Source organism: Picosynechococcus sp. PCC 11901 (genome assembly GCF_005577135.1).
Lineage (GTDB): Bacteria > Cyanobacteriota > Cyanobacteriia > Cyanobacteriales > MRBY01 > MRBY01.
Genome location: NZ_CP040360.1, coordinates 145,476 through 159,350, shown reverse-complemented (window position 1 = coordinate 159,350; position 13,875 = coordinate 145,476). Strand labels below are relative to the sequence as shown.

The following is a 13,875-nucleotide window of genomic DNA, read 5'->3' as shown; positions in this document are numbered from 1 at the left end:
TAGTTATGGAAATTCGCGGTAGTTCGCAAACGGCAGCGGCTTGGGCTGGTGAGGCGATCGCCTTGGGTTTTTTTGAAAGTGAAACGGTACTCACGGTACCCGAAAGTTTGACGGCCCTGGACGAACGCTTGTCGGGGGTGATCGCGGAAGTGATCGTTGAAACGGAATTTAAAGGTAAATCCGGCGAGCTATCGGTGACCCGTCTTGGGAGTGGTGCGCCGATCAAAAAGTTGATCTTGGTGGGTCTGGGCAATGCCGAAAAATGGAGTAGTGCCGCCTTACGGAGTACTGCAGCGGCGATCGCCCGGGCCGTGAAAGGGGACAAAGCCATCACAACTCTGGGTTTGCAGTTACCTGTGGCCGAGACTGAGGCGATCACAGCGCAAATGGTTACAGAAGGGATGTATCTGGGCTTTTATGAAGATAATCGCTTCAAATCAGAACAAAAAGACCCCCCAGCCCTCGAAACTGTTGAAATTCTTGGCATTGGCGACCAAGCAGCGGCGATCGCCTTGGGCACAAGTCTCTGTGAAGGGGTGATCTATGCGCGGGAATTGGTTAACGCTCCGGCTAACATTATTAATCCTGTGACCCTGGCCGCTTCCGTGGAAAGCCTCGCCAGCACCTACGGTATGGAACTGAATATCCTCGAAGAAGCAGACTGCGAAGCAGCAGGTATGGGATCTTTCCTAGGGGTGGCGGCGGCCTCGGATTTACCCCCGAAATTTATCCACCTCGTTTATAAACCCCCAGGCACACCCCGGAAGAAGGTAGCGATTGTCGGCAAAGGGTTAACCTTTGATTCTGGCGGTTACAATATCAAACCCTCCGGCCCCAGTATCGCGATGATGAAAATGGACATGGGGGGCGCAGCGGCAACCTTTGGGGCGGCAAAGGCGATCGCCGAACTGAAACCCGATGTGGAAGTGCATTTCATTAGTGCGGCCACCGAAAATATGATCAGTGGTCGGGGAATGCGTCCGGGGGATATTCTCACGGCCTCCAACGGTAAAACCATCGAAGTGAACAACACCGATGCCGAAGGTCGCCTCACCCTCGCCGATGCCCTCGTTTATGCCGAAAAACTGGGGGTCGAGGCGATTGTGGACATTGCCACCTTGACCGGAGCCTGTGTCATTGCCTTGGGTGACGATATTTGTGGTCTGTGGAGTGACAATGATGATTTGGCCCAGGCGATCGCCACCGCATCAGAGAAAGCGGGCGAAAAATTCTGGCAGATGCCCCTCGAAGAAAAATACTTTGAAGGCTTAAAATCTCCCATCGCCGACATGAAAAACACCGGGCCACGGGAAGGCGGTTCGATTACGGCGGCGTTGTTCCTCAAGGAATTTGTCGAAAAAACGCCCTGGGCACACCTCGATATTGCTGGGCCAGCCTGGTCAGAAAAAGACGCCGATATTTACAGCAAAGGCGGTACAGGGTTCCCGGTGCGTACCCTTGTGCATTGGGTACTGAGCTAATCTTTGCATCTAAAGTTTAATTAAAAACCCCCTTGGCCAATCATTCCAGGGGGGCTGTTTTATGGAAATTATCTATTTCAGTAGTCTGAGATTAAAGGGATAACGATACATTTGCCCTTCTTGAACCTTGGTCGCCGCCAAGATTACGACTGCAATCTGAAAAATGGCGATCGCCACAATCAGCGCCAAAAAGATAAAGAAACCAATCCCCGTCACAATTGCCACCAGGGCCGCAAAGGGATTATTGCTGCCACCAATGCCCAACAGGATCATCAAAACAACTCCGGCGATGATCAAAATACTAAGAATAATTCCCGCCGCCAAACCATAAATGGTCATCGAAATCTGGAAATTAACCGATTCCTTTCCGTGGGCATCGATCAGCTCGGACTCCTCTTTTTTGAGATACCAGACCACCGCCGGCGCAATCACATTGACAAAGGGAATCGCCCCAATGCCGACAAAGGCTAAGACAATCCAAGCCAAACTCGACAGATGGCAGGCGATCGCCCAATTTCTTTCCTGTTCTGCATCCATAAATTTATAGTCCCTCCATATCTACCCCAAATATATAGCAGGCTCCAGCTTAACTGACACCAAAAGCAACATTAAGCAATTTTTATGTATTCAGCAGTAAAAGCAAAGACTTCACGAATTGATTCTGATGTGAGGGATGGATAATTTTCTAATATTTCAGCTTCAGACCATCCATTTGCAAAAAGACTTAAAAGGGATTCAACAGAAATTCTGTTTCCTTTAATTACGGGCTTACCGACTAAAATATTAGGATCTGAATGAATATAATTTTGCCAATTCATTGATAAGATAACTCTCTCTAATTTGCTTTAAAAAAATGTAGCTAATTGTGTGATCATCTGATTTCGTTTCTGTTTGGTATCCATCGTAAAGAGTGCCGACAACCTCCTTTATGTCAACTATAGCAACAATTAAAAATGCCAACCAAAATCTCCCCCGATTTGAATGAGTAGAAATTTCATAGCTACTTAACACTACAAGCAAGCTACGAACCTATCGTTAGACTAGCAAGCCTCAAATGTCACTTATAGTCTGTAGACAACTTTGGGGCTTGGGTAAAACAATTGCGTATGTGAACAGTAATTTCTCAGAAAACAGGCTTACAAAGCAATTCGGATACGTAGTAAAAAAGCGCAGAATAGAGCTTTCTTTATCACAAGAAGAACTTGCTTTTCGAGCGAATTTACACCGAACCTACATTTCAGATATCGAACGAGGTTCAAGAAATCCATCTCTCAAGAATATTTTTAGAATCGCACAAGCTCTGGAGATTTCTGTTTCACAGCTTTTTTCAGAGATAGAGTAATAAATGCTAAATAATAATATTCGCGATGTTGAAAAAGAGTGGTTTACTAAAAGTGGAGGAATTCAAGGAAAAGAAGTTTATAAAGACTTAGCTGAAAAAATCATCCAATTACTTGATCAAGAATCTAATATTATTGATGTAATTAATTGGATGAAACAAGAAGTATGTGAAAAATACAAGAAAAATAGTTCTAAAAAGTTAACTGATGGCGCACTCAATAATTGTAGTGGAGCATGGAATGAGTATATTGCAGCAAGTTATTTGACACATTTTTGCTTAAAATTCAATGAATCTTCTAAAGATAAGATTATAGTTATAACCAATCTACCTCCAACGAGAATTAAAAATGGAGAGACAGCTACTTTTTTAAAGTTATTTCAGAGCGAAGAATTCGAGGCAGGGAAACCTTTATCGATGCTCAATGATATCCGAAATAGGATTTTCTTTCCTAGTCCAGACTTAGTAGTCTTGAGTGTAAATGAACACTTTTACACATCATTCGACATCGATTCTTTATTAAAAAAGCAAGAAAAAGCACCATATGAGTCAAGCCTATATAAGAAAATTGAGGGAACAATCCAGTCTTCAAATGTACGTTCGATAGCTTCGCTTAAAACGTCTTATAGACCTGATAGAAGATATCAGCCTCTTTTTGAAACCGCAATGCTAAAAGCTATCACATATGGTTTAGAACAAAATTGGAGATATTATATGATTGCATCTAAAGTCAGCAAGTCTGATGAAATATTATTTGAAAATCTTATTTCACCTCATGGAATTGTATTGAAATATTTGGACATAAAAAATACCCAATCTAGATTTGTTGATAACACTTATATTTATAGTGATAAAAAATCCTTGCTTGAAATTTTTAGTGAATTGGCAAAAAGATGATTTTATTAAAATAATACAAGTTGGTGATTATGGCTATTAACTTGATGGTTAATGATTTTATTGTCAAATTTTAGAAAATCATAAATGCTTTTTGCCAGTGATTCAGACAACAGAAACGGGACACCATTTCCGATAGTTTTAAACATGGCTGTTAAACTCATTGTTCCTGGCAACTGAAAATCTTTAGGTAAAGACTGAATCGCCAATGCCTCTGCTACAGATATTCTTCTTGCTAAATATGGATGTAAATGCACTTCATTATTTCCATAACAAGCTGTCGGAGAATATCTCCAGCGATGTAGACGTTTGTATGACTTTTTAGAATCATCACCTTCTTTAATTATTTTAAACTTAGGTAATCCTGCACGAGGTTTGAAATAATATGAGGCATTAGGATGAGTCTCTACTTCATTTTTTTTAAACCAATAATTGACAGTTAGCTCTTCCGGAATACCATTTGGACATGGTCTAATGGATTTTTCGACAAACTCTTCAGTTGTTTTCCATGGATAACTGACAATTTGCTGTAGAGAGTATTTTGCATATTTTTTCCATGGGAAATAAAGAGTTAAACAATCTTCAAGATTGAGATGAGTAGAATTAAACTTGCTTTCCAGTAATTTTTTTCTAAACCCAATCAAAAAGATACGTTCCCTTTGTTGAGGTACAGCATATTCCAATGAGTTCAATAAATTTTCTGTGATTAAATAATTGTTCGTCCTTAGTTTTTGTTTTAAATACTCAAAAAAAATTCGATGTTTTTTTGTTCGATATAATCCTTTCACATTTTCAAAGATAAAAAAATCAGGTTGATGTTGAATGATTAAATCAATGTATGATTCACTCAATTTACCATGATCTCCTTGTCTACCTCTATTTTTACCTCCGATAGAAAAATCTGGACAAGGAGGGCCACCTATGAAGCCAACAACATTTGATTGATTTTTCAATAAATCTACAGAATGCCATAGTTCAAGAGATTTTTCTCCATGAGAAAAATCTTCAATATTACACATTGAATAGTTAAATAAAGGCTTTTTAATTCCTAGTTTTTGTCTTGAGTATTGATATCCCTCTAGAAAAGAACTTTGAATTTCATTTACATGGACAACATCGAAACCATTTAATTCAAATCCTAAATCAAGAAATCCAGCCCCCGAAAAAAAGGAAAATAGCTTAAGGTCACTCATCTGAAATTTTATAAACTTTATCGTGGACTATTAGAATAACAAAAATCCCTCTGCAATGAATCAGAGGGATTAAGTTAAATTAAATTAGTTGTGCAGACTTTGGAGTTGAGACTTAAGTCTTAGTAGTCGAAGTCACCGGCACCAGGAGCCGCACCAGCCTTATCTTTTTCGGGCTTGTCAACAACGATGCACTCGGTAGTGAGAACCATACCAGCGATGGAAGCCGCGTTCTGGGTTGCAGAACGAGTTACCTTAGCAGGGTCAACGATACCAGCAGCGAGCATATCAACGAATTCGTTGGTTGCTGCGTTAAAACCAGTATTGAAGTCTTTTTCCTTCACACGCTCAGCGATTACCGCACCGTTTTGGCCAGCGTTTTCAGCAATGCGCTTCAGGGGGGCAGTCAGGGCACGGGCCACGATCAAAGCACCAGTGAGTTGCTCAGCAGTGAGGTTATCATTCGCCCAAGCTTCCAATTCGGGAGCGAGGTGCGCCAGAGTTGTACCACCACCGGGAACAATCCCTTCTTCAACGGCTGCTTTGGTCGCGTTGATCGCATCTTCGAGACGAAGCTTACGGTCTTTCATCTCAGTTTCGGTTGCTGCACCGACTTTGATCACAGCGACACCACCGGAGAGTTTCGCGAGACGTTCTTGGAGTTTTTCTTTGTCGTAGGAAGAATCAGATTCTTCGATTTGACGGCGGATCTGCTCACAACGGGTCTTAACTGCCTGCTCATTACCATCGGCCACAATGGTGGTGTTGTCCTTGGTGATGGTGATGCGGCGGGCTTTACCGAGCATATCAACGCTGGTGTTGTCGAGCTTGAGGCCTGCATCTTCGGTGATCAGTTGGCCACCGGTGAGTACAGCGATATCTTCGAGCATTTGCTTACGGCGATCGCCAAAACCAGGCGCTTTAACCGCAGCAACGTTGAGGACACCCCGGAGACGGTTCACCACGAGGGTAGCAAGGGCTTCTTTCTCGATATCTTCAGCGATGATTACGAGGGGCTTACCTTGGCGAGCAACCTGTTCGAGGATTGGGACGAGGTCTTGTACCAAGGTGATTTTCTTGTCAGTGATGAGGATGAAGGGATCTTCAAGAACCGCTTCCATGCGCTCGGTGTCGGTGACGAAGTAGGGGGAAGTGTAACCCTTGTCGAAACGCATCCCTTCGGTGATTTCGAGTTCGGTTTCCATGGATTTCCCTTCTTCGAGGGAGATCACACCTTCTTTACCGACTTTGTCCATGGCTTTGGCGATCATGTCACCAACTTCCTTGTCGTTCCCCGCAGAGATGGCACCGACTTGGGCGATCGCCGTCGAATCTTCTACCGGACGAGCTTGATCTTTGATGCGACCAACGAGGAATTCAGTCGCTTTATCAATACCGCGCTTGAGGGCGATGGGGTTGGCACCAGCCGCAACGTTGCGGAGACCTTCTTTGACCATGGCATGGGCGAGAACCGTTGCTGTAGTGGTTCCGTCACCGGCCACGTCATTAGTTTTAGAAGCCGCTTGGCGAATCAAAGAAACACCGGTGTTTTCGATGTGGTCTTCGAGCTCGATTTCCTTGGCAATGGTCACACCGTCATTCACGATCTGGGGTGCGCCAAATTTCTTTTCGAGCACAACGTTCCGACCTTTGGGGCCGAGGGTTACCGCAACAGCTTCAGCGAGGAGGTCGATCCCTTTTTCGAGGGCGCGGCGAGCATCTTCGTTGTAAATAATAGATTTAGCCATAATGATTGAATTTCTAGGTTGAGCGTTTTACGAGAAAAAATAGAAAAATCTGAAACGATTGCTTAGGTCAAACCTAAAAATAATTACGCAACGGTTGCGAGGATATCTTTCTCAGAAAGAAGCACGTAGTCATCACCACTGAGTTTGATATCAGTACCAGCGTACTTGGAGTAGAGAACTTTATCGCCAACTTTGACATCAACGGCGGAACGGCTACCGTCATCATTGCGCTTCCCTTCACCAACAGCCACAACTTCACCGATTTGGGGCTTTTCTTTGGCGCTATCGGGGAGGAGGATCCCACCAGCAGTTTTCTCTTCAGATTCGCTGACCTTTACAAAAACGCGATCGCCGAGGGGCTTGAGGGTAGAAACATTGATGCTAATTGCTGCCATGGATAATTTCTCCAGATCAATAAACGACTAAATTTAGCTAGATTGAAGTTTAGCACTCTCAATCTCTGAGTGCTAATTTAGCGGAGAAAATTAAATCCAGACAACTCCTGATAATGTACGGGTTCCCGAACTTTAGATCGCTCCAAAAATTGAACTGTATTGCTTCTCAGGGGAAACCCTGACAGAGACAGCTTTATGTCCCTGCCATGACTCTAAAAATAAACAAGGATCTACTGTTTGACGATCGCCCCGAAATCCGCCAGAACCCGCGCGTGGTTCCGCAACAGCCCAAGGAGATTAAGGCGATTTTCCCGCACAGCAGGATCCTCTGCCATCACCAAAACACTATCCTCCCCATCAAAGAACCGCTCAACTGTGGGCGCCAGGGCCGCTAACCCATCGATCAGTTTTTGGTAATCCCGTTCGGTGCGGGCCGCTTCGGTGGTAGGTACGAGTTCCACTAAGCCGGTATAGAGATCGCGCTCGGAATTTTGCGCAAATTTCTCCGGGTTAATTACCCCTGTCGGATCGAGACTATCCGTGCTGAGGTTCCCCTTGGCGGCCAACTTTGCAGAACGGTTCACGGTGGCGTAGATTTTTGCGAGTTGACCATCGTCACGAATGTTCTGTAAAAAGGCAGCGCGATCGCCGACATCCAGTAAATCCGTTAAGGCCCGTTCAGTGTATTCTGTATCATCACCGAGCACCGCATTCACCAGGTCATAATCAATACCTTTTTCATCTTGGAGCAGAGTCTGAATCCGCTGAATAAAGAAGCTTTGCAGGGCTTCGAGGGGAGACGTTTTATCGGGGTGAGCCGTAACAAAATCCTTCGCCCCCTGGGCTAACAGTTCTCCAAGGTCAATTTCCAGACCCGCGTCCCAAGCGACGGTAATAATTGCATTGGCCGCCCGTCGCAGTGCAAAAGGATCCGAGGAACCAGAAGGAATCATCCCCAGACCAAAAATACTAAGCAACGTATCCAGGCGATCGCCCATGCCCACCACTTGACCCGCAAGGGTTTGGGGCAAAATATCATCGGCATTGCGGGGCAGATAATGCTCGAAAATCCCTTCGGCCACGGCGGGCGCTTCCCCACTGACCAGGGCATACTTTTGACCCATGATGCCTTGGAGTTCTGGGAATTCATAGACCATCTGTGTTACCAAATCCGCCTTACAGAGCATGGCGGTGCTGGCAATAATTTCTTTGTCCGCCTCAGACAGGCCAAGCTGTTCCGCGATCTGCTGGGAAATTTCCATAATGCGGTCTACCTTGTCCCGCATCGTCCCTAGTTCTTCCTGGAAGGTGACGGCTTCTAGTTGGGGCAGATAGGTTTCTAAATGTTCATCGCAATCAGCCCGGTAGAAAAACTGACCATCCGCTAACCGCGCCCGGATCACCCGACCATTCCCCGCAGCGATGATCTCTGATTTCTTGGGATCACCATTGGAAATCGTAATAAATTTCGGGAGGAGCTTCGTTTTATCTTGGCGATCGCGCACCGCAAAATACCGCTGGTGGGTTACCATCACCGTCGTAATTACCTCTGTGGGTAGCTCTAAAAATTCCGCTTCAATGTCGCCGACTACCGCTGTGGGATATTCCACCAAATTCACCACTTCAGCGAGGAGATCAGCGGGCATTTCTGCTTCACCACCAATCTCTGCCGCCGCCGCTTTTACACCAGCAACAATTTTTTCTTCCCGCACCTGGGAATTAACTTCCACGAAGGCTTGTTGCAAGGTCGCCACATAATCAGCCGCATTGTTCAGGGTCACCTCCCCTTGATGTAAAATCCGGTGCCCACGAGAAATACAACCCGCTTCCAACTTACCGGAGCCGTTCACCAATTCCAGGGGCAAAACAGCATCATTCCAAAGGGAAACCAGCCAGCGGATCGGCCGCGGAAAGCGCAGATCACCATCGGCCCACCGCATAAAGCGCCGCCCTTCGAGGGCCGTAAACCAACCTAAAACCAGTTCCTGCAAAATTTCTGGCGTCGGGCGACCGAGGGTTTTCTTTTGGACAAAAACAAAGTCTCCTTTTTCCGTGGGGCGCACCTCCAGGGCGGAGAGTTCAACCCCCTGTTTGCGGGCAAAGCCTTCAGCGGCCTTGGTGGGTTGACCCTCTTTAAATGCGGCGGCAGCGGGGGGGCCTTTAATTTCTTCTTCCCGATCAGCCTGCTGGTCTGGCAACCCTTGGATTAACACAGCCAGGCGTCGGGGGGTTCCGTAGACTTCGATTCCGTCTGGGGTGAGAAAATACTCCGTGAGGCTATGGGAAACGCGGTCTTTTAATTGGGCGATCGCCGCCGCGACAAAATCAGCAGGGAGTTCTTCTGTACCAACTTCAATGAGGTAGGTTGCCATGGGAAACGAAATCAGGTCAATAATGAATCTTGATTAGTTTACCGTGAAGCCACAGGAAAAATAGTGCCCATGGCAATTCATTACCCGCGTAGTAAGAAAAAACGGGCGATCGCCGTTCTCGAAAAACTCCACGAACTCTATCCCGATGCCACCTGTAGTTTGGACTATGAAACCCCCGTGCAACTCATGGTGGCAACCATTCTTTCGGCCCAATGCACCGACGAGCGAGTGAATAAAGTCACACCAGCACTCTTTGCCCGATTTCCTGATGCGGCGGCCTTCGCGGGGGCGGATGTGACAGACATTGAACAGCTAGTGCGCTCAACGGGATTTTATCGAAATAAAGCGAAAAATATTCAGGGAGCTTGCCAGCGGATCATGGCGGTTTTCAATGGGGAAGTGCCGCAAACCATGGAAGAACTTCTGACTTTACCCGGTGTGGCGCGGAAAACGGCCAATGTGGTTTTGGCCCATGCTTTTGGGATTTGTGCGGGGGTGACGGTGGATACCCATGTCAAGCGTTTGAGTAATCGTTTGCGCCTGACAAAATCTGAGAATCCGGTACAAATTGAACGGGATTTGATGAAATTAATTCCCCAGCCGGAGTGGGAAAACTGGTCGATCCGTCTGATTTACCATGGTCGCGCCGTCTGTAATGCCAGAAAACCTCAATGTGAGGTCTGTGCGATCGCCAACCTTTGTCCCTCAGCCCCCAAACCCCAGCCAGCTTAAGGGTCTTGTCAAAATCAAAAGATAAAGCGACTGGGCACAAGCTGAATCCGGCCCGCATCCATTTCTGCCATCAAAAGTTCGAGGGCTTCATAATCCGCATCGGAAACATGGCCAAGGCGTGTCAACTCGGAGTTGATCGCGTTTTCAATTTCGGGGGTCATCTGTTTAATGAAAAGGGCTTTTTCCACTAAACGACGAATCATAAATGGCGTACTCACAATAGTAATGTTTCCCTAAATGAGGAACTGATTTCATTACAAAAGAAAGATTCTCTTATTGTCGCTGATTAAGGGTAAATAATGAATGGTCTAAATAGCGTAAAGTGGTGGAATTTGTTTAGGTCATGGTTCCATTTTCGAGGTGTTTACACAATTTCTCCCCGGTCTTAAATAATTTTTAAACTTCGGGCTTCTTTTTTTAGAAAAAATGTAAACAAACATACCGTTCTCGAAGCAATAAAGGATCTTTTGGTAACGAGATGTTTTTGTTCAGGATAAGTTATCATCACACCTGATTTTTGAGTCTCCCCCATACAATGGTTCTATCCCAAATCAAATGTTTAGCAGCCTTTTCAGGGTTTTCTCAACCGAAAAAGTTGTTTGATTTTTGTATAAAAGTTGTGACTAAGACGATGGGTAAACAGGGAAGTTCCCCTGAGGAGAGTCTACCGATGGATAAAAACCAACAGCCTGTTATTCTGCGCCCAAATTGTGCTTTGACAACCTCAAATCTTGACGTATTTTGGCGATCGCTCCATGGGGCCATTAACGACGAATTCAGTCGAGAAATTTTAGTCGATCTCCAGCAGGTAGAATTCATCGACAGTACGGCGGCGGTGGTGCTCAGTCAGGGCACAAAATTGGCAGAATCCCATGGTAAACGCCTCGGCTGTTGTGGGATCAATTCCCAGGTGCGCATGGTATTGGAGCTGACCCAAATGGAGCAGTTTGTGCGCATTTTCAAAGATGAAGCCGCATTTTTGACACAGACATCCCAGTTACTCGCGGCCTAGCATCTCGAAAGCTCTCCGGTATAATGGGGGACTGAATTGTTTCCCTCGACTCCCTTGGAGGTTCATCACCTGTGGCAACGGCTCCCTGTCTTCCTCAACCGGCTGATTACGAAGCGCTGATTACGACGGATATTTTCAAACCAGCGCGCTACTTGGGTAATGAACTGGGGGCAATCCATAAGCCTTGGCAAGGGGCGGTGGTGCGTTGGGTGCTGACCTATCCGGAAGTCTATGAGGTGGGTTCCTCGAATTTGGGCCATATTCTGCTCTACAACGTGATTAATGCCCAACCTCGACAATTGTGCGATCGCACTTATCTACCCGCCGCTGACCTGAGCGAGAAGTTAAAGGGAAAAAATCTGCCGCTGTTTGCCCTCGAATCCAGGCGATCGCTGTTGGAATTCGACATTCTCGGCTTTAGCTTGAGCTATGAACTGGGAGCGACCAATATTCTGGAAATGCTTACCCTTGCCCAGATTCCCCTCACTTGGCAGGAACGAGAGCAAGGAAATTATCCGTTCATTTTTGCGGGGGGACAAACAGCCACCTCTAACCCAGAACCCTACGCTGACTTTTTTGACTTTATCGTTCTGGGCGATGGCGAAGAACTTTTGCCCGAAGTGGGTTTCATCCTCGAAGAAGCCAAGGTTAACGGTCTGAGTAAGGAAGAAACTCTGCTGGATTTAGCCCAGGTACCGGGGGTTTATGTGCCTCGCTTCTACGCAATGGCGGCGGATGGTTCTGTGCATCCAACCCGTGACGAAGTACCCAAGCGAATTTTGCGCCGTGTCGCCACGCCAATTCCCGCCTATTCCATCGGCCTCGTGCCCTATGTAGAAACAGTTCATGATCGCCTGACGGTGGAAATTCGCCGGGGTTGTACCCGGGGCTGCCGCTTCTGCCAACCGGGAATGTTAACGCGGCCTGCAACGGATGTCGAACCAGAGAAAGTCGTCGATGCCATTGAAAAAGGAATGCGGGCGACGGGTTACAACGAATTTTCTCTACTTTCCCTCAGTTGTTCTGACTATCTCTCGTTGCCAGCGGTAGGGGTCGAGATTAAAAATCGCCTCAAGGACGAAAATATTTCCCTATCTCTGCCCAGCCAACGGGTGGATCGTTTTGATGAAAACATTGCCAATATTGTCGGTGGGACGCGTAAAGCGGGTTTGACCTTTGCCCCAGAAGCGGGCACCCAACGAATGCGGGATGTGATTAATAAGGGTTTGACGAACGAAGAACTGCTACGGGGTATCCAAACGGCGGTAAGAGAGGGTTGGGATAAGGTCAAACTTTATTTCATGATCGGTCTCCCTGGAGAAACGGATCTCGATGTGTTGGGCATCGCGGAAACGGTGCAATGGCTGCGGCGGGAATGTGCGTCCCTGAGCAATCGCCGTTTAAACTTCAACATCACCATTTCTAATTTCACCCCAAAACCCCACACGCCTTTCCAATGGCATTCGGTTTCAACGACGGAATTTAAGCGTAAACAGGAACTGTTGCGGGAAGCTTTTCGACCGATTCGCGGCGTGAAGGTAAACTATACCGATGTGCGCATTTCAGCCATGGAGGATTTCGTTGGCCGGGGCGATCGCCGTTTGGGTAAAGTCGTCCGCCGAGCCTGGGAACTGGGGGCTGGCATGGATTCCTGGTGGGAGAATTTAGACAAAGCCTATGGCGCTTGGGAACAGGCGATCGCCGAATCCGACCTCACCTGGAAATACCGCAAAGTCGAAAGCGGTGAATGGAACATCTTTGAAACGACTGATAACGACCCCCTCGATGCCCCCTTGCCCTGGGATCACCTCAACACAGGTATTGATAAGCAGTGGCTCAAGGACGATCTAAAGCGAGCCCTCGAAGCGGCAACCATTCCCGACTGTGCCTTTGATGGTTGTTCCCATTGTGGCGTCTGCAGCACCGATTTTGGCCATAATGTCGTCTATCAACCGCCCGAAATTCCCGAATTTGTCGGCCAATTCCAAAAGGATCAAGAACGCCTACAACGGTTCCGGGTTTGGTTTGGTAAGCAAGGGGATATGCGTCTAGTGAGCCACCTCGATTTAGTCCGTTTATTTGACCGAGCCGTGCGCCGTGCCTCAATTCCCGTGGCTTTTACCAACGGCTTTCATCCGAGCCCCCGTATTTCCATCGCCAATGCCCTATCATTAGGAGCCACCAGCTCAGGAGAAATTATTGATTTTGAGTTGCGCCAAGTCTTGGATTTAGAGGATTTTCGGCAACGACTCGCTGAACAATTGCCCCTTGATATGCCGATCTATCGGGTAGAAGAAGTGCCCGTTCGTTCTAAGGCCGCCACTGCGCTCCTCACGGAAGCAGAATATCTGATTGATCTTGAAACCGAAGAACCCGTTTCTGCGGCACAATGGGAAGCCTGGCTCGAAACCATCCGTCAGACTCCGGAAATTCTCCTCGAAAAGAAAACGAAGTCTGGCAAAACTAAGCAACTGAATCTCCGAGAAATGTTAACGGCGATCGCCCTCGAAAAAGTCATTAGCCCCACCCAAGTCCAACTCCGTTATCGAGGTAGTTGCCGCAATGATGGCACTTTATTACAAGCAGATCATGTTCTTTATATGATGCATACTATGAGTCAGCAAAATATAAAATTGCTTAAGGTACACCGCTTTACTCTGTACTTATCTGAAGATATTTAATCTAGCTTAATTGATATTATCATTTCGCTTA

General features: G+C 46.6%; 13 protein-coding genes. 6 read left to right on the top strand and 7 right to left on the bottom strand.

The window, feature by feature from the left end; translation table 11 throughout:
- The first annotated feature begins 5 nt into the window (after positions 1-5).
- On the top strand, positions 6-1,481 hold the full coding sequence (locus FEK30_RS01885) for a leucyl aminopeptidase (RefSeq protein ID WP_138071442.1): 1,476 nt from the start codon (positions 6-8) through the stop codon (positions 1,479-1,481).
- 72 nt (positions 1,482-1,553) lie between these two features.
- On the opposite strand, the gene FEK30_RS01880 is transcribed toward FEK30_RS01885, so the two are convergent.
- Positions 1,554-2,018 (bottom strand): DUF4870 domain-containing protein, encoded by a 465-nt coding sequence (locus tag FEK30_RS01880; RefSeq protein ID WP_012308055.1) that lies wholly within the window; start codon positions 2,016-2,018, stop codon positions 1,554-1,556.
- A gap of 71 nt (positions 2,019-2,089) precedes the next feature.
- Positions 2,090-2,299, bottom strand: coding sequence for a DUF433 domain-containing protein (locus FEK30_RS01875; RefSeq protein WP_138071440.1), 210 nt, complete (start codon positions 2,297-2,299; stop codon positions 2,090-2,092).
- 236 nt (positions 2,300-2,535) lie between these two features.
- Between FEK30_RS01875 and FEK30_RS01870 the strand changes: the two genes are divergently transcribed.
- Together FEK30_RS01870 and FEK30_RS01865 are read left to right on the top strand one after the other, a co-directional pair.
- Positions 2,536-2,823, top strand: a complete 288-nt coding sequence (locus FEK30_RS01870; RefSeq protein ID WP_138071438.1) for a helix-turn-helix domain-containing protein — start codon at positions 2,536-2,538, stop codon at positions 2,821-2,823.
- 3 nt (positions 2,824-2,826) lie between these two features.
- A complete protein-coding gene (locus FEK30_RS01865; RefSeq protein WP_138071436.1) occupies positions 2,827-3,717 on the top strand; it encodes a Cfr10I/Bse634I family restriction endonuclease in 891 nt (296 codons plus the stop codon).
- A gap of 5 nt (positions 3,718-3,722) precedes the next feature.
- On the opposite strand, the gene FEK30_RS01860 is transcribed toward FEK30_RS01865, so the two are convergent.
- The 4 genes from FEK30_RS01860 to glyS form a co-directional block, all read right to left on the bottom strand.
- Positions 3,723-4,907, bottom strand: coding sequence for a DNA cytosine methyltransferase (locus tag FEK30_RS01860; RefSeq protein WP_138071434.1), 1,185 nt, complete (start codon positions 4,905-4,907; stop codon positions 3,723-3,725).
- Positions 4,908-5,026: 119 nt separating this feature from the next.
- Positions 5,027-6,652: a chaperonin GroEL gene (gene groL, locus FEK30_RS01855; protein ID WP_030006933.1), complete on the bottom strand. Its 1,626-nt coding sequence runs from the start codon at positions 6,650-6,652 to the stop codon at positions 5,027-5,029.
- Positions 6,653-6,735: 83 nt separating this feature from the next.
- On the bottom strand, positions 6,736-7,047 hold the full coding sequence (groES, locus tag FEK30_RS01850) for a co-chaperone GroES (protein ID WP_012308053.1): 312 nt from the start codon (positions 7,045-7,047) through the stop codon (positions 6,736-6,738).
- Between the two features lie 230 nt (positions 7,048-7,277).
- Positions 7,278-9,419 carry a glycine--tRNA ligase subunit beta gene (gene glyS / locus FEK30_RS01845; protein WP_138071432.1) on the bottom strand — a complete coding sequence of 714 codons (2,142 nt, stop codon included), beginning with the start codon at positions 9,417-9,419 and terminating at the stop codon, positions 7,278-7,280.
- Positions 9,420-9,488: 69 nt separating this feature from the next.
- Between glyS and nth the strand changes: the two genes are divergently transcribed.
- Entirely contained in the window at positions 9,489-10,151 is a 663-nt protein-coding gene (nth, locus tag FEK30_RS01840) for an endonuclease III (RefSeq protein ID WP_138071430.1), read from the top strand.
- Positions 10,152-10,165: 14 nt separating this feature from the next.
- On the opposite strand, the gene FEK30_RS01835 is transcribed toward nth, so the two are convergent.
- Positions 10,166-10,354 (bottom strand): hypothetical protein, encoded by a 189-nt coding sequence (locus tag FEK30_RS01835; protein ID WP_198158658.1) that lies wholly within the window; start codon positions 10,352-10,354, stop codon positions 10,166-10,168.
- Between the two features lie 467 nt (positions 10,355-10,821).
- Between FEK30_RS01835 and FEK30_RS01830 the strand changes: the two genes are divergently transcribed.
- The gene (locus FEK30_RS01830) at positions 10,822-11,163 is read left to right on the top strand and encodes an STAS domain-containing protein (protein WP_168191105.1); all 342 of its coding nucleotides are present in this window, start codon (positions 10,822-10,824) and stop codon (positions 11,161-11,163) included.
- Between the two features lie 71 nt (positions 11,164-11,234).
- Positions 11,235-13,844, top strand: coding sequence for a TIGR03960 family B12-binding radical SAM protein (locus FEK30_RS01825; protein ID WP_138071426.1), 2,610 nt, complete (start codon positions 11,235-11,237; stop codon positions 13,842-13,844).
- Positions 13,845-13,875 lie beyond the last annotated feature (31 nt).

Coding starts and splice junctions, on each gene's coding strand:
- FEK30_RS01885 (WP_138071442.1), top strand. CDS start 6: ATGGAAATTCGCGGTAGTTCGCAAACGGCAGCGGCTTGGGCTGGTGAG.
- FEK30_RS01880 (WP_012308055.1), bottom strand. CDS start 2,018: ATGGATGCAGAACAGGAAAGAAATTGGGCGATCGCCTGCCATCTGTCG.
- FEK30_RS01875 (WP_138071440.1), bottom strand. CDS start 2,299: ATGAATTGGCAAAATTATATTCATTCAGATCCTAATATTTTAGTCGGT.
- FEK30_RS01870 (WP_138071438.1), top strand. CDS start 2,536: ATGTCACTTATAGTCTGTAGACAACTTTGGGGCTTGGGTAAAACAATT.
- FEK30_RS01865 (WP_138071436.1), top strand. CDS start 2,827: ATGCTAAATAATAATATTCGCGATGTTGAAAAAGAGTGGTTTACTAAA.
- FEK30_RS01860 (WP_138071434.1), bottom strand. CDS start 4,907: ATGAGTGACCTTAAGCTATTTTCCTTTTTTTCGGGGGCTGGATTTCTT.
- groL (WP_030006933.1), bottom strand. CDS start 6,652: ATGGCTAAATCTATTATTTACAACGAAGATGCTCGCCGCGCCCTCGAA.
- groES (WP_012308053.1), bottom strand. CDS start 7,047: ATGGCAGCAATTAGCATCAATGTTTCTACCCTCAAGCCCCTCGGCGAT.
- glyS (WP_138071432.1), bottom strand. CDS start 9,419: ATGGCAACCTACCTCATTGAAGTTGGTACAGAAGAACTCCCTGCTGAT.
- nth (WP_138071430.1), top strand. CDS start 9,489: ATGGCAATTCATTACCCGCGTAGTAAGAAAAAACGGGCGATCGCCGTT.
- FEK30_RS01835 (WP_198158658.1), bottom strand. CDS start 10,354: ATGATTCGTCGTTTAGTGGAAAAAGCCCTTTTCATTAAACAGATGACC.
- FEK30_RS01830 (WP_168191105.1), top strand. CDS start 10,822: ATGGATAAAAACCAACAGCCTGTTATTCTGCGCCCAAATTGTGCTTTG.